At 30.0% G+C, this 22,887-nt stretch carries 16 protein-coding genes and 1 pseudogene; 9 read left to right on the top strand and 8 right to left on the bottom strand.

Annotation, left to right across the window (positions count from 1 at the left end; translation table 11 throughout):
- The first annotated feature begins 35 nt into the window (after positions 1-35).
- The 3 genes from NG901_RS17250 (at position 36) to NG901_RS10780 (ending at position 10,136) form a co-directional block, all read left to right on the top strand.
- A complete protein-coding gene (locus NG901_RS17250) occupies positions 36-3,617 on the top strand; it encodes a S8 family serine peptidase (protein WP_353735868.1) in 3,582 nt (1,193 codons plus the stop codon).
- Between the two features lie 380 nt (positions 3,618-3,997).
- A complete protein-coding gene (locus NG901_RS10785; protein ID WP_252214370.1) occupies positions 3,998-9,049 on the top strand; it encodes a S8 family peptidase in 5,052 nt (1,683 codons plus the stop codon).
- Between the two features lie 127 nt (positions 9,050-9,176).
- Positions 9,177-10,136, top strand: coding sequence for a tRNA dihydrouridine synthase (locus NG901_RS10780; RefSeq protein WP_252214368.1), 960 nt, complete (start codon positions 9,177-9,179; stop codon positions 10,134-10,136).
- Between the two features lie 220 nt (positions 10,137-10,356).
- Here the strand turns inward: NG901_RS10780 and spoVAE are convergent, their stop codons facing one another.
- From spoVAE to NG901_RS10755, 5 genes are read right to left on the bottom strand one after another with little or no spacing between them, the layout of a single operon-like run.
- Positions 10,357-10,710 (bottom strand): stage V sporulation protein AE, encoded by a 354-nt coding sequence (spoVAE, locus tag NG901_RS10775; protein ID WP_252214366.1) that lies wholly within the window; start codon positions 10,708-10,710, stop codon positions 10,357-10,359.
- 22 nt (positions 10,711-10,732) lie between these two features.
- Positions 10,733-11,734, bottom strand: coding sequence for a stage V sporulation protein AD (spoVAD, locus tag NG901_RS10770; RefSeq protein ID WP_252214364.1), 1,002 nt, complete (start codon positions 11,732-11,734; stop codon positions 10,733-10,735).
- Positions 11,735-12,214 (bottom strand): stage V sporulation protein AC, encoded by a 480-nt coding sequence (gene spoVAC, locus NG901_RS10765; protein WP_252214362.1) that lies wholly within the window; start codon positions 12,212-12,214, stop codon positions 11,735-11,737.
- 12 nt (positions 12,215-12,226) lie between these two features.
- On the bottom strand, positions 12,227-13,087 hold the full coding sequence (locus tag NG901_RS10760; RefSeq protein WP_252214360.1) for a DUF421 domain-containing protein: 861 nt from the start codon (positions 13,085-13,087) through the stop codon (positions 12,227-12,229).
- 12 nt (positions 13,088-13,099) lie between these two features.
- Complete coding sequence (locus NG901_RS10755) at positions 13,100-13,306, bottom strand: DUF1657 domain-containing protein (protein WP_252214358.1); 207 nt, start codon at positions 13,304-13,306, stop codon at positions 13,100-13,102.
- A gap of 236 nt (positions 13,307-13,542) precedes the next feature.
- Here NG901_RS10755 and NG901_RS10750 point away from each other — a divergent pair, with 236 nt between their 5' ends.
- A complete protein-coding gene (locus NG901_RS10750) occupies positions 13,543-13,746 on the top strand; it encodes a DUF1657 domain-containing protein (protein ID WP_252214356.1) in 204 nt (67 codons plus the stop codon).
- A gap of 197 nt (positions 13,747-13,943) precedes the next feature.
- Here the strand turns inward: NG901_RS10750 and NG901_RS10745 are convergent, their stop codons facing one another.
- Both NG901_RS10745 and NG901_RS10740 read right to left on the bottom strand, forming a co-directional pair.
- Entirely contained in the window at positions 13,944-14,309 is a 366-nt protein-coding gene (locus NG901_RS10745) for a DUF4363 family protein (protein WP_252214354.1), read from the bottom strand.
- A 14-nt stretch (positions 14,310-14,323) separates the two neighbouring features.
- Positions 14,324-15,052 (bottom strand): DUF421 domain-containing protein, encoded by a 729-nt coding sequence (locus tag NG901_RS10740; protein WP_252214352.1) that lies wholly within the window; start codon positions 15,050-15,052, stop codon positions 14,324-14,326.
- A 344-nt stretch (positions 15,053-15,396) separates the two neighbouring features.
- On the opposite strand from NG901_RS10740, the gene NG901_RS10735 reads away from it, so the two are divergent.
- The gene (locus NG901_RS10735; protein WP_252214350.1) at positions 15,397-16,449 is read left to right on the top strand and encodes a galactose ABC transporter substrate-binding protein; all 1,053 of its coding nucleotides are present in this window, start codon (positions 15,397-15,399) and stop codon (positions 16,447-16,449) included.
- Positions 16,450-16,795: 346 nt separating this feature from the next.
- Here NG901_RS10735 and NG901_RS10730 read toward each other — a convergent pair whose 3' ends face one another.
- A complete protein-coding gene (locus tag NG901_RS10730) occupies positions 16,796-17,404 on the bottom strand; it encodes a TetR/AcrR family transcriptional regulator (RefSeq protein ID WP_252214348.1) in 609 nt (202 codons plus the stop codon).
- Positions 17,405-17,823: 419 nt separating this feature from the next.
- Here NG901_RS10730 and NG901_RS10725 point away from each other — a divergent pair, with 419 nt between their 5' ends.
- The 4 genes and pseudogenes from NG901_RS10725 (at position 17,824) to NG901_RS10710 (ending at position 22,881) form a co-directional block, all read left to right on the top strand.
- Complete coding sequence (locus NG901_RS10725; RefSeq protein WP_252214346.1) at positions 17,824-19,830, top strand: FAD-dependent oxidoreductase; 2,007 nt, start codon at positions 17,824-17,826, stop codon at positions 19,828-19,830.
- A gap of 257 nt (positions 19,831-20,087) precedes the next feature.
- Positions 20,088-20,318: pseudogene (locus tag NG901_RS10720) on the top strand (serine dehydratase subunit alpha family protein); the annotation flags it as partial.
- Between the two features lie 23 nt (positions 20,319-20,341).
- On the top strand, positions 20,342-21,097 hold the full coding sequence (locus NG901_RS10715) for a J domain-containing protein (RefSeq protein WP_252214344.1): 756 nt from the start codon (positions 20,342-20,344) through the stop codon (positions 21,095-21,097).
- A gap of 335 nt (positions 21,098-21,432) precedes the next feature.
- A complete protein-coding gene (locus tag NG901_RS10710) occupies positions 21,433-22,881 on the top strand; it encodes an SWIM zinc finger family protein (protein ID WP_252214342.1) in 1,449 nt (482 codons plus the stop codon).
- The last annotated feature ends 6 nt before the right edge of the window (positions 22,882-22,887 follow it).

Below are 22,887 nucleotides of genomic sequence, written 5' to 3'. Positions count from 1 at the left end.
TAATCTATTATAGATAGCTATATTTTCAGGAGGAGATTAACATAGAAATTAGCAAGTTTGATTCTAAATTAAACTTATTGAATAGAATACCAGAACAGTTACTATATAAGGTAACATCTTTAGCACAAAATGAAAAAATTAATAAAGGAAATATAGAAATAGTAGTTTTGTTTGGAAATAATTTGGATAAAGTAACGAAGTCTGTGGAGCAGATAGGTGGTATATTTGAAAATTTAGGTTTTGGTTTTGGTATTGTTACTTTAAAGTCAGAAGACATACGCAAAGTATCTCAGATAGAAGGTGTGCAATATGTAGAGTTACCAAAAGTTTTATTTACTTCTGATTTTGAAAGCAATAAGGCTTGTTGTGTTCCAAATGTTTGGGATAGGTATGGCTTAACTGGAGAGGGTGTACTAGTTGGATTTATTGATACTGGTATAGATTATACTCATCCTGCTTTTATAGATGAAGATGGCAACACGAGAATTGATTTTATTTATGATTTAGGAGAGAATAAAAAAGTTTATGATAAAGTTCAAATAAATGAAGCCTTAAAATCAACAGATCCATATGCAATTGTAGATGTAAGAGATCATATAAATCATGGAACACATGTGGCAGGAATAGCTTGTGCAGGAGGTAAAATACCAAAACAAAATTATGGTGTAGCTTTTAAAAGCTCAATTGCTATGGTGAAAATTACTAGATATGGTTTTTTAAATTTTGCGTTAAGTACTCAGATTATGAGAGGAATAAAGTTTCTTGTAGATAAGGCAAATGAAATTAATAAACCACTTGCTATAAATATTAGTTTAAGTACTAATGATGGGGCCCATAATGGTACTAGTCTTTTAGAACAATATATAGACACTATATGTAAGCTTGAAAGAGTAGCAATGGTTATTGCATCAGGAAATGAAGGAGAGGCAGCTCATCATGTTGGTGGTGAATTAAGCGATGTGAATGTAATTCCATTTGGTGTAGCAGATTCTGAAGTAGCAATAAATCTACAATTATATAAACCACTTTTAGTTGATGTTTCTATTGAGATAGAGAATTCATTAGGTGAAAAAAGTGGAGAAATAGTCCTTCGTGATGGATATAGAGAAATTAATATAGGCGTTGATAAATGTATTATTTATAATACAGGACCTAAGCCTTTTGATATAAATGGAGAAATATCTATAAGTATTTTGCCAAGTTCAGAATCTTTACCAAGTGGTGAATGGAAATTAATTTTAAAAGTTCTTAATAAATATAGGGGAGTATATGATATATGGCTTCCTATTACAGAAGCTCTTAATCCAAAAACAAGGTTTCTTAAGCCAGATGTATATAATACCTTAGGAATTCCAGCTACAGTAGAGAGTGTAATATCAGTGGGTAGCTATAACAATAGAACAAATACTTTTTCATCTTTTTCAGGTAGGGGAAAATTTTATAAAACTTCATTTACAAAACCAGATATAGTAGCTCCAGGAGAACAAATATTATCTACAGTATCAGATAATGGGTTTGATACTAAAAGTGGAACTTCAATGGCTGCACCTCATGTAGCAGGAATATGCGCATTACTTTTACAGTGGGGAATAGTTAAGGGCAACGATCCATTTCTTTATGGAGATAGGCTTAAGTATTATCTTTCAAAAGGTGCTAAAAGAGACAGGACAGAGGTACTTTATCCAGATCCTAACTGGGGTTATGGCATTGTATGTGCTTATGATTCTTTAAATTTACTAAAATTAGCGAATGTTAGAGGTGAAAATACATCAAAAAATAACATGGATAATATTACAGATGAGGAGTTTTTTACATTACAAGACACTATCTTTGCAACTATAGAATATCAGGGGGATATTGTTGGTGCTGTAAAAAAAATCACCAATGCTCGTATTTTTATTGCTGATAAAAATTATGCAATATTAGCGGTACAAGGAGATTTAAATGAAGTAATTAATAAACTTTTTGATGTAATTATTTATGCAGTTCCTACTGTATTGCATACATTATGTGATATTTCACCAGTAGAATCATCGGGAGCAACTGTATTTCATAACAGTATTTACTTACCACTAGATGGTCGTGGCGTTACTATAGGTATAATTGATACGGGTATAGATTATTTAAATGAGGAGTTTATTAATGAAGATGACACATCAAGAATTTTAGCTATTTGGGATCAAAATATTTCTACTGGGAAACCACCTGAGGGCCAGTACGGAGGTAGTGAGTATACTAGAGAAGAAATAAATAAAGCAATTAAGGCTAAGAGAAGTGGTGAGGATCCTTATAAAATAGTACCAGCAAAGGATTCAACTGGTCATGGTACTAGTATGGCAGAAATTATAGGAGCTAGAGGTGCAAATCCAGAAGTTAGAGGCGTAGCACCGAAATGCAATTTTGCTGTTGTAAAATTAAGTCCTGCAGTATTATCATTAAGAGATGACTTTGGGGTATACGGAGATATACCTGCTTTTTCAACTTCAGTTGTATTTGCAGGTATTAAGTATTTATATGATTTATCTCGTAGGTTAAAAATACCTATGGTAATACTTGTACCTTTAGGTACAAATAGTGGTCCTCATAATGGACTATCCTTTATTGAGAGATATATAGATGAGATTTCAAGGGTTAAAGGAATAACTGTGGTTGTGGCAAATGGAAATCAAGGAGATTCAGATATTCATACATCTGGAACTATAGTTGAAACAGGTGATACTCAGAGTATTCAGCTTAAAATAGATAAAAGTCAAAAAAATATAAAATTTGAAATTTGGATGTCTAAACCAGATAAATTTTCATTATCAATTATTTCTCCTTCTGGAGAAGTAATTAGCAGAATACCACCTGCTCTTAATAAAATAACAGAAATTAAATTTTTATATGAAAGTACCATAATATATGTAGAATACTCTATACCAGAAACATTAACTGGTGAGGAAAGGATTACAATTAAAGCTAGAAATATAAGGGAAGGAATCTGGATATTTAAACTTACAGGAGAATTGGTTGTAACTGGGAAATGTGATGCATATTTAATTCAGAGAGAATTGTTAGCACCAGGTACAAAATTTTTAAATCCAGATCCATATATAACTTTAACTGTTCCATCAACATCAGCATATGCTATATCCACTGGCTATTATAATCAAAATAATAATTCTAATGTAAGAGAGTCAGGAAGAGGATATACAAGAGATGGTAGAGTTAAACCAGATGTAGTAGCAGGTGGAATAAATGCTTTAGTATCTAAGGCTGGAGATGCTGGAACGCAACTTGTTAGTGGATCTAGTGTGGCAGCAGCTGTGGTAGCAGGATGTTCAGCGCTGATATTTCAGTGGGGAATTGTTAATGGAAATGATATAAATTTATATGCAACAAAAGTTAAAACTTATCTTATTGCAGGCACATCAAAACGGGAAGGTGATGTATATCCTAATCCACAGTGGGGATATGGTATGGTTAATATGAAGGGAGTCTTTGATAATATTAGATTTAAAATTAACAATAGTATAGAAGAGAAAAATATAGTTACAAAAAAAACAATATATAAAAACGAGTATTATGTTGGTAATTTATTTATAAGATTACCTAAAGAATATTTAATTGAGAGTTAGGAGTTGAGAATGAATTATGAATTTTCTGAGGAGTTTTATAATTCATTATTACTTCTCTAGTCTCAATTTTTATATTAGTGCATAGATAGTCAAAAGGGGGGATTAGTATAAAAAAGAGTAAGATTTATAAAAAAGATCATAGAAAGGATTCAGATGATGTTTTTACAGGAGACAATGTAACATATGCACTAGTAGACTACAGTGGAGATATTGTTAGTGCTGTAAATAAATTTACAAATGCTAAGGTATTTGTAATTAATGAAAATACTGCATTACTATCAGTTATAGATGAAGATATAGAGGAGATAGTCAGTAAACTATCTAATGTAATTACTTATAGAAATCCTGTAGCCATATATACATTATGTGCTGTTTCACCAGTGGAAGCATCTGGAGCTGCGCAGTTTCATAACAATGAGTACTTACCATTAGATGGATCAGGTGTTATATTAGGAATAATTGATACGGGAATAGATTATTTAAATGAAGAATTTATAAATGTAGATGGTACCTCAAGGATTTTAGCTATCTTTGATCAAACAATTAATACAGGAAAAATACCTAGTGGTCAAGCTCTAGGAACTGAGTATACAATAGAGGATATAAATAATGCAATTAAAGCTAAGAGAGAAGGTAAAGATCCGTATGCAATAGTACCTTCAAAGGATGAAATAGGTCATGGTACAAATATGGCAGGAATTGCTGCTGGTAGAGGCGCAAAACCATCACTTGCGGGAGCAGCACCTAAATGTGATTTAGCTATTGTAAAGCTATTGCCTGCAAGTAAAAAATTAAAAGAGGAAGGTTATGTATATGGAAATGCACCTATCTATTCAAGTATTGCAGTGTTTAGTGGAATAAGCTATCTATATGAGCTTTCTATGAATCTAAAGAAACCGATTGTAATATTGATACCACTAGGCTACAATATGGGGGCTCACAATGGATTGGCTCTTAATGAAAGATATATAGATGAGATTTCAAGAATTAGAGGAGTAGCTGTTGTTGTACCAACAGGAAATGAAGCAGATGCAGATACTCATACGTCAGGAGTAATAGTTAAAGATGGTGATGTTGCTAATATTGAGCTTATAGTAGATGAGAAACAAAAAAATTTAAAATTTGAAATATGGATTTCTAAACCAGATAAAGTAACATTATCAATTACATCTCCTTCTGGAGAAATAGTTGATAGAATAGCGCCCATAAACAAAAAGATTACAGAAATTAATTTTATATATGAAAAAACTAAGATGTTTATTCAGTATCTTAAACCAGAGGAAATAAGTGGTGATGAAAAAATTAATATTACAGCCATAAATATAGCTGAAGGTATATGGGATTTTAAGCTTTTAGGAGAAATGGTGTCAGTAGGTAAATATAATGCTTATTTACCACAGAAGTCAATAATTGCACCAAATACAAAATTTTTAAGTCCAAATCCAGATGGAACATTAATGATTCCATCAACATCAAGACATGCCATATCTGTTGGGTATTATAATCAAACTAACAATGCAATTGAAGTAGATTCTGGTAGAGGTTATACAAGGGATGATAGAATAAAACCAGATATAGTAGCTGGTGGAGTTAATGCATTAGCAATTTACGGAAATAATAGCGACAAAATTATCAGTGGATCCAGTGTGGCAGCAGCTGTAGTTGCAGGATGTTGTGCACTTATATTCCAGTGGGGAATTGTTCAGGGTAAAGATAGATCTATGTATTCAATAAAACTTAAAACATATTTAATAAGAGGAACATCCAAAAGGGAAGGTGATGAGTATCCTAATCCACAGTGGGGTTATGGAATCATCAATATGAAGGGCGTTTTTGATAACATTAGAGGATTAAAAGAACAAAATAGCAGAGAGATGGCGGAACCTCCAAATAATTTTTTTGATATAAATAATATGATTTTTTTGGTTGAATATAAAGGTGATATAGTTAATGCATTGAAGAATTTTAAAAATACGTCAGTATATATAGTAGACGAAAAACGTGCATTAATTGCAACACCATATGAAATTTATGATGATGTGGTAAAATCAACACATGAAATAGTATATGTAGATTTAGGCGATGCATATACAACTTGCGATATTTCACCAGTAGAAGCATCTGGAGCTACTGTGTTTCATAATAATGTTTATTTACAACTAAGTGGTTTAGGTGTAATTGTAGGGATAATTGATACAGGAATAGACTATTTAAATGAAGAATTTATAAATGAGGATGGAACCACTAGAATTTTAGAAATCATGGATAGAAGTATTCCAGATAACTCATCTAAGCTTAAATGTGCTGTATATAAACAAGAGGATATAAATAAGGCAATACAAGCTAAAAAAAATGGGCAAGATCCATATGAAATTGTACCATCTAAGGATGAAATAGGTCACGGAACAAATATGGCAGGGATAATAGCTGCAAGAGGTGCTACACCTGGGATAATTGGTGCAGCGCCTAGGTGCAATTTAGCAATAGTAAAACTTAGACCAGCATTTAAGTCTTTTAGAGAGTATTATCAAGTTTATGGAAATGAGCCTGTATACCAAAATTCAGACATATTACTTGGCATAAAATATTTGTATGATTTATCAGTTGAGTTAAAGAAGCCTATTGTAATATATATTCCATTAGGCACCAATACTGGACCTCATAATGGAGAAGCATTTATTGAAAAATATATAACTGAAATTTCTAATTATAATGGTGTAGCAGTTGTTGTTCCTAGTGGTAATCAAGGAAATACGGATACTCATACTTCAGGAGTAATAAAAAATAAAGGAGAAGAGGCAACTATAGAAATTCAGATAGGAAAAAATCAGCATGATATACGTATCCAAATATGGATGTCCAAGCCAGATAAGGTAGCATTATCAATAATATCTCCTACAGGTGAAGCTATTAGTAAAATATCTCCAAAGCTTAAAACAGTGACAGATATTAATTTTCTGTATGAAGAAACTAAAATGACAATAGAATATTTTATACCTGAGGAATTAACAGGAGAGCAAAAAATACTTATCATTGCAAGAAATATTAGAGAAGGCATATGGAAATTTAAACTTATAGGTGAGTTAATCGTAGTTGGAAAATATGATGCATGGATATTACAAAGAGAGATTTTAGCGCCAGATACAAAATTTCTTAATCCTATTCCCAATACTACATTAACTACGCCAGGAACCTCCAAGGGGGCAATAACTATAGCATATTACAATCAAAATAACAACTCAATTGTACTTGAGTCAGGTAAGGGTTATACTAGGAATAATATGGTTAAGCCAGATATTGCAGCAGGTGGAATTAATACTATAACAACTTCTGTAGGTGGAGGAACTCAAATTATTAGTGGTTCAAGTGTGGCAGGTGCTGTTACAGCGGGGGCATGCGCACTATTGCTTGAGTGGGGGATTGTTGAGGGAAATGACAGTCCAATGTTTGCTATAAAATTAAAAACATATTTAATAAGAGGAGCAAATAAAAGACAAGGAGACGTTTATCCTAATCCTCAGTGGGGTTATGGTATGCTAGATGTAAAAGGGGTTTTTGATAATATTAGAGGACTTGAAAAAGAGAAAAACAGAGAAATATCAATAAATAAAAAAATAAATTATTTTTTAAAAGAAAATAATTTAAATACAGTAGTTGAATATAGAGGAGATATAGTTAATGCAATAAAGAAGTTTCAAGATTCAGATGTATATATAATAGATGAAAAACGAGCGTTTATAACATTGCCATATGAAATAAATAGCAAGGTATTAAAGACAACTAAAGAAATAATTTTTGCAGATCCAGGTTCAGCTCTTACACTATGTGATATATCACCTGTAATAGCATCAGAAGCAACACTATTTCACAATAGCGAATACTTATCATTAGATGGTTCGGGGGTTATTGTTGGCATCGTTGATACTGGAATAGATTATTTAAATGATGAATTTATAAATAAAGATGGAACTTCTAGGATTATATCAATTTATGATCAAAATATTGAAAACGATACTCTACAACCAGAAATTATAGCGGGGACTATATACACGCAAGATGATATTAATAAGGCAATACAAGCAAATCGAAATGGTAGTGATCCATATAAAATTGTACCATCTAAGGATGAAATAGGTCATGGAACAAAAATAGCAGGTATTATAGCAGCAAAAGGCGCTAATCCAGAACTTATAGGAGTAGCTCCGAAGTGTAGCTTAGCAGTTGTAAAGCTTAGATCAGGTAATAAGGCTTTCAGACAAGCTTATGCACTTTATGGAAATGAAATTTCATATAAAAATACTTCAGTATTTTTAGGTATGAGATATTTATTAGATTTAGCATCTAAATTAAATAAGCCTATTATAATGTATATTCCATTAGGAACAAATATGGGTGCTCATACTGGAGAGTCCTTAGTTGAAAGATATTCAGAAGAAATTTGTAAAAATATTGGAGTTGCAGTAGTTGCTCCAACTGGTAATCAAGGAAATACTGCAACTCATACTTCAGGAACAATAAAGAGTGCAGGAGATATTGGCATTATAGAACTTAAAATAGGAGAAAAACAGAAAGATATACGTATTGAAATATGGATTTCAAAGCCAGATAAAGTAGCACTATCAATAACATCTCCAACTGGTGAGGTTATTAAAAGAATACCTCCAAAGCTTAAGGAAATTGTAGATGTTACTTTTGTATATGAAGAAACTAAAATGACAATAGAATATTTTATACCAGAGGAAATAAGTGGAGATCAAAAAATAGTTATTGTGGCAAGAGATATTAGAGTAGGTATATGGCAATTTAAGCTTATAGGAGAATTAATTTTAGTAGGAAGATATGATGCATGGATATTACAGAGAGAACTTATAGCACCTGATACAAGATTTCTTAGACCTAACCCATATATTACATTGACTCTTCCAGGAACATCTAGCAGTGTTATAACTGCAGCATACTATAATCAAAATAATAATTCGATCGTACCAGAATCAGGAAGAGGGTTTACAAGAAATGATATGATAAAGCCTGATATTGCAGCTGGAGGAGTTAATGCTAAGACCACTTCGGTAGATGGAATCACTGCAATTATTAGTGGTTCAAGTGTGGCAGGTGCTGTTGTAGCAGGATCCTGTGCATTACTATTTCAATGGGGAATTATTGATGGTAATGATACTACAATGTATGCTGACAAATTAAAAACATATTTGATAAGAGGTGCTCAGCAAAGACCAGGAGACGTATATCCTAATCCTCAGTGGGGATATGGAATGCTTAGTTTGAAGGGGGTCTTTAATAATATTAGATCTAAAAAAAATGATAAAGATGCTAATTGTAATAGAGAAATAGAGAAACCAAGGAATGAATATTATGTAGGTAATTTATTTATAAGGCTGCCTAAAAGTTGGGATATAGATTATTATAATAAATAAATTAAGTAGATAAGAAAAGTTCATCCTGATATAATGTTTTTTGGAAAGTTTATAAAAGAATAATAGTGTGGGAAATTAAATACTACTTTTATAAGCAAATATAACTTAGATTATGAGGAGTCATTAAATGAAATATTATTTAGCACCAATGGAAGGAATTACAGGATATATATATAGAAATGCTTATGAAAAATTTTTTCATAATATTGATAAATATTTTACCCCTTTTATTGTTACAAATAAAAGCAGAAGTCTTAAAACTAAAGAGTTAAGGGATGTTTTACCTGAAAATAATAAAGGGATGAATATTGTACCTCAAATACTTACCAATGATTCAGAAGGTTTTATTAATACTTCTAGAAAATTACAACAATTAGGTTATAATGAGGTTAATTTAAATTTAGGCTGCCCTGCTGGAACGGTTGTTTCAAAAAATAGAGGATCAGGATTTCTAGCCAAAAGAGAAGAACTTGATATGTTTTTAGATAAAATATTTAAAATAGATGATATGAAAATTTCTATAAAAACTAGAATAGGAAAGGAGAGTCCAGAAGAATTTTATGAACTAATAAAAATTTACAATAAATATCCTATAGAAGAATTAATTATTCATCCTAGAACACAAAAAGATTTTTATGGAAATAAACCTAATTTAGAGGTATTTAAAGATGCATTATCTTTAAGCACCAATCAAGTATGCTATAATGGTGATATTTTTAATGTTGATGATCATAATAAATTAATAAAAGCTTTTCCAGAAGTAAACAAAGTAATGCTAGGAAGAGGTATACTAGCAAATCCAGGGTTAATGAATCAGATTAAAAATAATACTTTTATAGATAAAGAAGTATTAAAAGATTTTCATAGTGAAATTTTTAATAAATATATAGAATTATTTAATGAAGATAGAAATGCAATCTTTAGAATGAAAGAACTATGGGGATATATGATTTACATGTTTTCAGATAATAAAAAATATGCTAAAAAAATAAAGAAGTCACAAAAGTTAAGTGATTATAATGAAGCAGTTTCAAGTTTATTTATGGAGCAGGAAATCATAGAAGGAGCAGGATTATTTAATAATTAAAATTAAATATGGCTATATTTTATTAAATAAGTATGATTAAGAAGAACAAGAGAAGATAATAAAATAATTTTATATTATTGGTGGATTTTAAAGGTCGCGTCTTGTCTCAACTATGAAATCCACGATAATATGAATGTGAACTGCCCCCTGTAAAGTAGACAGGAAACAGTTCAATGTAAGTGTTCACGTGGGTTATTTTGAAAAGAATTTTTTCATATGCCTAACCTTTTGGTTTAAATATCATGGCAGAAATAAATCCAAATATTATTGCGGAGGAAACACCTACACTTACTGTCTTTAAAACACCAGTAAATATTCCTATAAAACCCGTTTGCTCAGCCTCAGTTATAGCAGCTGTTACAAGGGTATTTCCAAAGCTACTTATAGGTACAAATGCTCCAGCACCTGCGAATTTCACCAAAGGATCATATAGACCAAATCCACCTAAAATTGCACCAATTACAACTAGTGTACAAGTTGTATGTGCAGGGGTAATCTTTAAAGTATCCATTATAAGTTGCCCAATAACACAAATTAATCCACCTATTATAAATGCAAAAATAAATTTTTCCATAACTTAACTCACACCTTCTTTTTTACATTTCTATAGAAACAGCATGGGCAACACTAGGTATGCTTTCCTTTTGTTGGAAGGAGATAGGAGACATTAAGGCACCTGTTGCAACAATCAATATTTTCTTTAATTCCCCTTTTCGCATACGATTAAGTAAATGTCCATAAGTTACAGTAGCAGAACAACCACAGCCACTTCCACCAGAAAAGCTTGGTTGGTCTTCTTTATATATTAAAAGACCACAATCTGTAAATATATCCGTTGGCATATTTATTTCATGTTTTTTTAATAAAGCATTAGCAAGTTCATGGCCAACTTTTCCTAAATCACCAGTGGCAATAAGATCATAATGAGAAGCATCAATATTTAAATCTCTAAAATGCGCTTCAATGGTATCTACAGCTGCTGGTGCCATGGCTGCACCAACGTTATATGGATCTGAAATACCCATATCTACTACTCTTCCTATGGTCGCAGAAGTTATTTTAGGTCCGTTTCCATTTTGTCCAAGGACTGCAGCTCCAGCTCCAGTTACTGTCCATTGAGCAGTAGGTGGTCTTTGCACACCATATTCTGTAGGATATCTAAATTGTTTTTCAGCAGCTGCATTATGACTACTTGCAGCTGCTATAACATATTTAGCTGCTTTACTTTCTATTAATTGAGCAGCTAATGCTAAACCTTCCATGGAGCTAGAGCAAGCACCAAATATTCCTAAATAAGGTATTCCTAAAGTTCTTGCAGTAAAGCTACTAGAAATGATTTGATTCATTAAATCTCCACTTAAGAAAAAGTTAATATTTTCTTTTTGTATCTTTGATTTTTGTATTGCTCTTTCACAAGCATGCTCAAGTAGAGCCTTTTCTGCTTTTTCATAGCTATCTTGCCCAAGCCATAAATCATCATAAAGTATATCAAAGTCATCAGCTAAAGCACCATTACCTTCAAAAGGACCACCAACGGCGGCAGAAGCTAATATTGTAGGTTTAGAATTAAAAATCCAGGATTGATGTCCTTTAAGCATTTACATCGCCCCCAACCATGTTATTGTTATTTTTATTGTAGCAATTACAAAAGAAGCAAAAACTCCATAAACAATAACTGCGCCTGCAAGACTGAACATATTTCCAGCTACTCCAAGTACAAATCCTTCAGTTTTATGTTCAATTGAAGCAGAAGCTATAGAATTGGCAAAGCCTGTAATAGGAACAGCAGATCCACATCCAGCCCACTGACTAAGATGATCGTAAATTCCAAGGCCAGTAAATAAAGCTGCAAAAAATATTAAAACTAGGGACGTAGGACCTACTGAGGTTTTTTCATCAAAATTAAAGTAGTTAATAAAAATCCACTGTAGTCCTTGACCAATTGTACATATTGTGCCACCTACGAGAAAGGCTCTAATACAATTAGTTAAAATGGGTCTTTTAGGTTCTATACTATTTACTAATGTATCATATTGCTGCTGAGCTGAGGTCATTTTTTTCTTTTTCATATTTGACATTTATTTCACCTTCTAACGTAATAAATATGGTTCTAATTTTTTTATGGTTTTTTCTAATTTTTTAGCACTTTGTGAGTACATAGTTTTTGCATCTTCATTGTCACAGTCTAAAGAAAATGAAATAAGATCTGCTTGACTTTTTTGAATACTAGCATAGAGCATTTCTTTAATTTGTGTTTTAGGGACTTGTATCATATCATCAAAAAGATCTATATATAAGTCGCCAGAAGAATCTACTTGACCAAGAAAAACATTTTCAAGGATAACCCCTTTGATTTCTAGCTGAGTTGTAAGCCAGCCTCGATTTAATCCAGCATTAGTAAGACCTTCATTTAATATGTTTCCATCTAAAATAACTGTTTGTGGTTCAGTCTTAGGTGCTACTTTTTCTCCTAAATCATATGGGGTAATGGGCTTTTTATCAGCTTTTAAACTAACATTTATATCTCCAGTTGTTTCCATTACAGCAAATTCAACATCGGCTAAGTTAAATACTTTTTTTAAACGCATTTGTTGTAGGAATTCTTGCCCTGTAATTCTTTCTTTGGATAAGTTATCTTCCATAACTTTACCGTTTTTAACAAGAACCCGTTCTTTACCGTGCATTAGGTTATAAATCCATTTACTTCTCATGGAAGCATAATCTAAGATAATAGGCATCAGTGCCCAAACAGACAGTGTAATTAATCCGAAGTAAATATTATTAACTATATTTAAAGAAATTAAAGTAATTATAATAGCAATGACGGCATAAGAAATAAAATCAAAGGGTGTAGCCTTAGATAAGGTCTTTTTTTTCATATATTTTGTTATAACTAATGTTAAAAAAAATAAAATTATCGAATTAAATAATAGTATTAACCAAGAATCCATATGCCACCTCACTTAGTTGCCTTTATATTGGGGTTCCTCAAACTCCATAAAGCCTATTCTTTTTTCTAAGTCTGTTTTAATTTCATTTATTTCTTTATATGCCTGATTATAAATAGCGCTAGCTTCTTTATCACGTTCTTGCAATGAATACATTCTTAAGGTGGCCTCAGACCCCTTTAGTGTAGCTAATGTTTCTTTTACCTTTGAAATCGCAGTCATATAAAAGTCTCCTTTATATTTATTAAGTTGTTTTCTAGGTTACTTTAACCAATAATCTTAGTTTTAATTCATTTTTAATATATATATTTATTTAAATTATTAAAGACAAATTGTTAAGGATTAATAAATATAAACTAGATTTAAAAAGGAATATATTTCATTATGAATAAATTGAATATTTAAATTAATTATGAACAAAATATAGTTGTAATAAAAAATACAAAGGAGGAGTTGTTATGCCAACAGGAACAAAACTTGAAACAGCATTAGCTAGTGCTAAGGGATTAGGTGCTGATATGAAGACATTTTCTTTAGATACAGATAATCAAGAAGCAAAACAAATGTTTAATCAACTTGCAAATACAATGGAAAATGTAGAACAAACAATTCAATCAAGACTTGATTTTGTAAAACAAGAAGAACCTCAATATAATAAATAGTTAATTAATAATTGATATACTCTCATATCTAGTTAAATTTATATTTTATAGATATGGGAGTATATTAATATGTAATATAATTTTGAGTTCTTACTGGAATTATTAAACTATAAATTAATTACATAAATAAAATTTCAATATAAAAATAATTGTTAAAAAGCATATTATAACTATGCTTTTTATAACACATTTAGAGTTTATTTACCTAATCCATCCCAATGCTCATAAGCTTCATTTAATTCAATAAGTGAAGCAGATTTATCTTTTGCCATTATGGCACCATTAAGACGTGCCATACTCTCTTGAAAAGAATTTATTTCATCTCTTTCTGAACTAAACTGAATTCTTTTAACTACTCTTTTCCAAACATTTGACAAATTTTTTGTTTTATCACTAGCATCTTCCCAGTTTTCTGATTCTACATCTTGAATAATTAATTGTATTGACTCAGGAATATTATCATTTTTTCCTAATGATTTTTTTAAAATAGTACTACTAAGCATAATTACTACAAAAAGAATTAATGCTACTATAGGTGTAGTTATGACTAAAAATTTTCTCATGATAGTTTTCCTCCTTAATATGGGCCCTTATAATCACCAACATCAGTTATTTTTACAGTGTGATCATCATATTTATCTATATACAAGGAACCAGAAGGAGTCAGTGTTGCAAGAAATACCTCTGAAACATCCTTGATTTGGTACATTTTTAGCTGATCCATAAGCCATTTTTCAGTTTTATTAAGTTGTTTTAAATTTTGATGTATAAGTATTCCATCGTAAATAAGTTCTGTACTTATGCCTGTTGGCGCTTTAGTAATATTCATATCTTTAGGTGTTAGAGGTTCATATTGTGGTTTTTTAAGTACAGATAATTGTCCATTTGGTTCAATAATTGCAAAATCCACTTGTGACAAATCAAAAACATCTTTATTTCTTAATAGTGCCATGATATCAGAGACTTTGTATTTCATTTTGCGTAATGCATTCTCCATTATTTTACCATTCATAATTATAATTGTAGGTTCTCCATCTATGTATTTTGAAGCATATCTCCATTTTAATGTAATATATTCCATTGTATATCCTAGTAGAGCCCAAACAAAAAGACCTATAAAATGAGGCCAAGCTCTACTAGATAAGTCTGTTGTAAGAGTTGCAGCAATAGATCCAATTGTTATTCCAAGGACATAATCGAAAAAACTTAATTGACTTATTTGTTGTTTACCTAATATTTTAGCAAAAATAAGTAAGGAAAAAAATCCGATAATAGAACGCACAAAAACTACTAATCCTTCATTCAATTTTCTTTACCTCCTAATCTTAATAATATACAGTTATTATTTGACTTAAAGTAAATTTTATACTGGTGTTAGTATAAAATAGTGGACACTTTAAGTCGAACTAAGTAAAATTTTTTTAGTTAAAAAAGAAAGTGTCCATAAATGGATAAATCAAAAGAAGATTAGATGAATTGATTAATGCAATTAAATAAAGCAATATGTTTAATATAAAATGTATTGTAGAAGGTAAATCATGTAATGAAAATATAATTAAGGAAAAGTATATTGAATTAGAATATTTTTTATTATTAATACAAATGCTAAAATTAATTATTATAATTAAAGAGATATCTTGGAGGATTTAAATGAGCATTTTAAAAAAAATATTAATATTTATTATGATTCCAATTATCCTAATAGGAGTTTTGAAAAATAATGTATTTGCTAATTCAAATTTTAGTAAAGAAACTCCAGTTAAGATAGGTGTATTCTTAGACAATTCTAATGCTATGTATGTTTCTTTACTTAAACAAAATTTGGAACGTATTGAAAAAGAAAATAAAGATAAAGTTAAATTTACATTCTTTGATGCAAAAGATAATCAAAGTTTACAAAATGAAAGTATAGAAAAAGCCCTTACAGAAGAATATGACCTTTTTATTATAAATTTAATTACTCATAACTTAGACGATGTAAAAAGTACTTTAATTAAAATCATGAGAAAAAATATTCCTTTAATTTTAAATCCAGACCCCACTGAAGAAATAATAAACTTTATTAAACCGTATAAGCGATTTGTTGTTATTGGAGCAGATTTTGAGCAATCGGGTACTATGGAAGGAAAAATACTTGTTAATGAATGGAATTCTAATAAAGAGTTCATAGATAAAAATCATGATGATGTATTGCAGTATGTTATGTTAAAAGGCAGAATTGGTAGCCCGTTAACATATTTAAGAACAAAATACTCTATTTTAGCACTTAAAGAGGCTGGAATAAAAACAGAAGAGATTACATCCTCTAACTGTGAATGGATGCAAGATTGCGCTAAAAGTTCTATTGAAGCTCTGTTTCTTAAATATGGTAATAAAATTGAAGCTATAATTTCTAATAATGATGCTATGGCAGTAGGTGCTGTTGAGGCTTTACAGAAGTATGGATATAATAAAGGAAATAAATCAGAAACAATTCCAGTTTTAGGTATTGATGGAATGCCAGCTGCCAAAGATTTAATACAAAAAGGTTTTATGACAGGTACTGTTGCTTTAGATCCTCACGATCTTGCTGAAGCTCTTTATTCTATTGGAATAAATTTAGCATCTGGCAATCCTCCTCTTGAAAATACAAGCTATAAATTTGACGATACAGGATTTACAGTTCATTTAACTTACAGGGAGTACATAAACAGTACAAAGTAAACACTAAATGTAATTATTCGTAGGTATGTTAGAGTTATTAGTGAATTGGTGATTAATTTAGAAAAATTGATATAAGAATAGATGTAGATTATGGAGGCTACGGACAACTAATAACTAGATAATTTCCAAAATTCATTCTAAGAAAAAAATTAATCTGAAAATAATAAAAAAACCACCAATTCTAGTGTGAAATTTATTTGCAACAAATAAATTTACTAAGAAAAGGTGGTTTTTTATGATTAATAATCAAGAATACATTTGAAAAACACTGGAAAAATTATACTTTTATCTTCGAAAAGATTAAATAATTTAATTGCAATAATAATTGGTATTATAAATTCAAAATCTAAGGACAACTATTAACTAAATAGGAATCTAAATAAACTTTAGTTAGTTTGCAACCCTTCTCTATTAAGTTGAAATTTCCATGTTTTAAGCACCAATCATAAATTACACCTCTAGAAATAGTTAATATATCATTTGTAATTTCTAAGGCATCAATGGTAGTGTCTAAAATGCCTAATTTTTGACCATCTTTTGCAGCATCTAAAATTAGTTTTGATAGATGTCTATCAAAGGATAAAAAATATTCATTTCCAACTGTAATTTGGCTTTTGTAAAATTGTGTAACAATTTCAACTCCTTCAATTTCTGCATATCTTAGCTGTTCTTTTACAATTAGCATAATTCTATTTATAGTATTTCCATTAAAATGCCCTTGTTCGTCTAAATTTGTAAGTATTTCATCGAAGTATTTATAAGTTTCAATTATTATAAAATCTAGTGATTTAAAATAGTGGTAAAAGGAACCGATTGATACATTGGCCTTTTTGCAAATAGAGGATATAGTAACTTTTTCAAAGCCTATTTCTTTAACTAATTGTAATGCACAATGAAGTATATTTTCTTTAGTTTTAAGAGCTTGATATTGCCTGTTGGTTAATTTCGTATCCAAATAAAATCCCTCCTTGTATGATGTAGTTATAAAATTTCATAGAAAACTTAATATCATTCTAACGAACATTATATAGCATTATCTTTTCATTAGTCCTATTTTATTATTCCGTTTAGCATCTTTCGATGCGAAGCATATATATTTTACTTGACTATTATTATCTAATCTCATGCATTTCATAGTATATCATAGTAAAGCTAAAATGGGATATATTTTATAATTGAATTTTTTTTTAAACAAATAAAGATCTATATAATAAATTTCATTATATTATCAGTGAAATGAGTTTAGAAAATTACGAATCAAAATATTGACAATAAATTATCAATGTGATAATGTTAAAATATATTCATTGAATGTATTCGATGAATATATTCAATGAAGTATATAGAATAGTAAGCAAATGGAGGAAGTATTACATGAACAAAAAGTATAGTAAATTATTTGAACCTATTAAAATAGGTAAAGTAGAAATACCAAATCGTTATTCAATGGCACCAATGGGACCAGTTGGATTTACTAGTGAACAAGGAGCATTTAATAAAGCTGGAATTGATTATTACGTAGAAAGAGCAAAGGGTGGAACTGGACTTATAATTACTGGTATTTGTAATGTGGAAAATGATATAGAGCCTTTACAAAATCCAAGCATACCTTGTGTTACAAAGAGTCCACTACACTTTGTACAAAGTGGAAAAATATTAACAGAAAGAGTTCATGCATATGGAGCTAAGATATTTTTGCAGTTAACTGCAGGATTAGGACGTTCAGGAATACCAAGTTTCTTGAAAGGTAAATGTGTAGCACCATCAGCACAAGAAAATAGATGGGATGCAAATATAAAACATAGAGAGTTAGCAACTGAAGAAGTTAAAACCTACATACAAAAATTTGCAATGTCTGCAGCAATAGCAAAAAAATCAGGTTTTGATGGTGTAGAAATACATGCAGTTCATGAAGGGTATTTATTAGACCAGTTTGCAATATCTTTTTATAATAAGCGTACTGATGAATTTGGTGGAAGCTTAGAGAATAGATTAAGATTTGCAACGGAAATAGTTAAATCTATAAAAGCAGTTTGTGGAGAAGATTTTCCAGTTTCTTTAAGATATTCATTAAAAAGTATGATGAAGGGACTAAGAGAAGGTGCACTTCCAGGAGAAGAATTTGTGGAAGTGGGTCGTGATTATGAAGAAGGATTGCAGGCAGCTAAAATATTAGTTGAAGCTGGATATGATGCATTAAATGTAGATGTAGGAACATATGATTCTTGGTACTGGAATCATCCACCAATGTATTTTGAAGATGGTATGTATAGATCATTTGGAAAGATGGTAAAAGAAGTTGTAGACGTACCAGTAATATTAGCAGGTAGAATGGATAACCCGGATATAGCTTTAACTTCATTAGAAAATGGTGAAGCTGACATAATAGGATTAGGAAGACCTTTACTTGCAGATCCATATTTACCTAAAAAAATTAGGGTTGGAAAAATTGATGATGTAAGACCATGCTTATCCTGTCATGAAGGTTGTATGGGAAGAATAGAAAAGGCATCAGGATTATCTTGTGCAGTAAATCCAGCCTGCGGAAGAGAAGCTACTTATGGAATAAGTAAAGCTGATGAAGCTAAGAAAGTATTAGTAATAGGTGGGGGTATTTCAGGGCTTGAATTTGCAAGAGTTAGTGCTCTTAGAGGGCATGAAGTAGAACTACACGAAAAATCAAATAAACTAGGCGGAAATATAATACCAGGGGGAGCACCAAACTTCAAAAAAGATGATTATCATTTAGTTAATTGGTATACAAAAGCAGTTAAAGATGCAGGGGTTAAGGTATTTATGGAATCTGAGATGACTGCTGAAAAAATTAAAGAAAGCAAGTTCGATGTAGTTGTGGTAGCTACAGGTTCAAATCCTATAATGTTAAATCTTCCAGGATTTGATAATGGGAAGGTTGTAACAGCTGATAAAATTTTATTAAATCCAGAATCAGCAGGGCAAAAGGTAGTTGTAGTTGGAGCTGGTTTAGTTGGATGCGAAACTGCGTTATGGTTAGCTCAAAAAGGAAGAGAAGTAACAATTGTAGAGGCAAGTAAGGAAATTTTAGGAGGACCTCACAATTTACCGTTTATGAACTATGATATGCTTAAAAATTTATTAAAATATGAAAATGTTAAAATAATAACATCAACATCTATAGCAGCAGCTAATGATGAGGGAGCAATAGTTAAAAACAGTGATGGTATAGAAGAAATATTAGAGGCAGATACAGTAATAATGTCTATAGGATATAGATCAAATAAAAATTTATATGATGAGTTGAAAATGGAAATAGAAGATTTATATATATTAGGAGATGCAAAACAAGTAAAGAATATCATGTATGCTATATGGGATGCATATGAAGTAGCAAGAAGTATATAATTATAAAAGAGTTGTGTAAAATTATGTTTTTATACAACTCTTTTATTTTTATTTAGCCAATTATCCCTAGTATCGTCTATATTAAATCCACTACTTTTAAAATCTCTAAACGTTTCTTGATGAACGATAGTACTTTAAATTAACTTTAATTTTCAGTATAATATTTTAAGTAATAATAAGGTGAAAATTTAAATAAACTACTTACAAACTGGTAAATGCTATGTAAGGGAGTAATTTAGTATGAAAAAAATGATAGAATCTATAATGCTTATGTTCAAATATTGAAGGAAGAACTAGTTCCAGCAATGGGATGCACAGAACCAATTGCAATAGCTTATGGAGGAGCTAAGACTAGAGAGGTTTTAGGTGGAGTTCCTGAAAAATGTAAAATTGAGGTAAGCAGTAACATTATTAAAAATGTAAAAAGTATTATTGTACCAAATACAAATGGATTAAAGGGGATAGAAGCAGCACTGGTAGCAGGAATAGCATATTTAAATGGAGATGATAAATGATGGATTATCATAAAATATTAGGTGTAGAAAAAAATGCATCAAAAAAAGAAATAAGAGAAGCGTATGAAAAGCAAGTAGAAAAAATTAAAAAGGAAGTAGTTAATGAAAAACGACTTAATGAATTTTTGAAGTTATTTAATGAGGCATATGAAGCTTTAAATAGGTTAGAAGAAAGTCCACTAATGGATAAAAATGAAACGCTAATTATGCAGCCGCAAGAAATAGAAAAGGAATTGGAAGTTAATAATAAAAATAGAAATTCAGTTTCTAGAAATAGATCAAAAAGCAAAGTTAGAAATACTAGCACAAAAAAGAAAGACGATGGTAAAAGAGGATTTTCAGAAAATAAAGATAAGAAAAATAATAGGAATGATAATAGAGAAGAAAAACTTAGAAAACAAAAAATGGTTGAAAAAAGTCCCAAAAGTAATACTAAGCAAATATTTGATTTGTTTATGTTACCATTTAAGATATTAGCTTTACCATTAATAGCTGTATTATCAATAATAATATTATTATGTCAGATCATAAATGTAGTTTCATGGATAGCATCTAAAGTATTAATAGTTGGATCTATATCAATAGGAGCTATACACCTATATCAGGTTAATTTAGGACAAGTTATAAATTATAATATACTGATTTTGGCTACTTCAGTATTATTAGCATCATTCTTCTTACCTTATATATTAAAGTTTGTGTTGAGAATTTTTGAAAAATTAAATAATATGTTAAAAGACTTTGTTTTTTAATATTTATTTAAGATGATATATAAATTTAAGTATTAAATATAATAGGAGTATAAGGAAAACTATGAAAATCTGAATATTGGATTTTGAACTGCTCTCTGTCTACTTGACAGGGAGCAGTTCATTTTCGTGGATTTTTAGCATTTTTTATTTTTATACTTTAGATTAACCATAATATACAATTAATTTAGTTTCAATTTAATAACATAATATATATTTTATGTTATTAAATTTATATAAAAATATTAAGTATATTACATAAATATGATAAACTGATTGTATAATACTATTTATTACATAAAAACTAAAAAATTGTTATAAGGTTAGGTGACGTTATTTTGAAATTAACCAAAGAATATGTTGAATCAACTGCTTATAATGCAAGTTCATTTAATAATGCAAAAAAGCTTGTAAGCAAAAATCAAATTATAAAAACACATATTATAGGAGATAAGACTCTCATTTATGGGGAGTGTATGGGGAGTGGAAAAAAGAATTATATAGTATCAGTAGACTTTATTAATGAAAATGAACCTGTTTTCAGATGTAGCTGTCCAAGCAGACAGATTCCATGCAAACATGCAACTGCACTTTTATATCAATATTTTGAAGATAGCAGTAAGTTTGAAACAGGGGAAATTCCTGAGGATGTTTTAAGGAAAAGAGAAAAAATAGAAAAGAAGGAAGAAAAGAAAAAAGAAGAGATAATAAAGCCTAAGAAGGTTAATGTAAGTGCATTTATAAAGAAAATGAAAACACAGCTTGAAGGTTTAGAAATTGTAGATAAATTTATAAATGACACGCTTTCAGTTGGACTTGCATCTATTACATTATCACAGATAAAGATATACAACAAAGAGCTAATAAAATCTTTAAACAGTAATTATTATCTTCCAGAACATTCAGTAATAATGGGGGATATTTTAGAAAATTTAAGAATTATTAAAGAAGATAAAGATATAGAGGATGAAATATATTATGAAAAAACATTGGATTCATTAGGATATATTCAAAATCTTAATGTAAAAGCTAGAGCTGTTTTAAATAAGCATATTAAAGAAAAGAAATTTATAGATGAAGAGAGTGCTGATATATTTACAAAGCTCGGTTATATATGGAAACTTAGTGAACTCAGAAATCTTGGCTTTTACAGTGAAAATGGAAAGTTATTGCAGCTTGGTTTTTATTGTGAAGAAGATGACTTAAGAAAAACCTATATTGATACAGGATTTTACATAAATCTTAGTGAAGATAAGATCTATAAGACGATGAATTACAGACCTTATCGAATAAGTAACAAAATTAAGGAAGAAGATACGATATTTGAAGTTTTTGAGGTACCTGAATTTTATATTTATCCAGGTCAGAATAATCCACGTATAAGATTTGAAGGCGGAGTTATGAGAAAAGTTTCAAAAGAAGATATAAAAGAAATAAGAAAATCTGCTAAGACAAATTATAAAGAAGCTTTAAAAGAAGTAAAGATTCAGCTTAAAAATACATTATATGATAAACATCCAATTTTCTTAATGCATTATAATGAGCTAGTTAAGTTTGGAGAGGAGTTAGCAATAAAGGATGACCATGGAGAAACAATTATGCTTAAAAATACAAAAGATACCTCAATGCCTTCAACACTTGAAAATTTAAAGTTTATGCTTGGTAGTAAATATTTAAAAGAGAATGTAATGCTTGGTATATTTGAACATGATTTAAATACAGGAAAACTTACAATGCAGCCTATAAGTGTTGTTACAGATGATCAAATTATAAGAATATTAGGATAGTAAAAG

The sequence above is a fragment of the Clostridium sp. CMCC3677 genome (assembly GCF_023845585.1).
In the GTDB taxonomy this organism is placed as follows: Bacteria; Bacillota; Clostridia; order Clostridiales; family Clostridiaceae; genus Clostridium; species Clostridium aquiflavi.
Note: the sequence above shows the minus strand (reverse complement) of the source record. Positions and strands in the feature narration are given on the sequence as shown.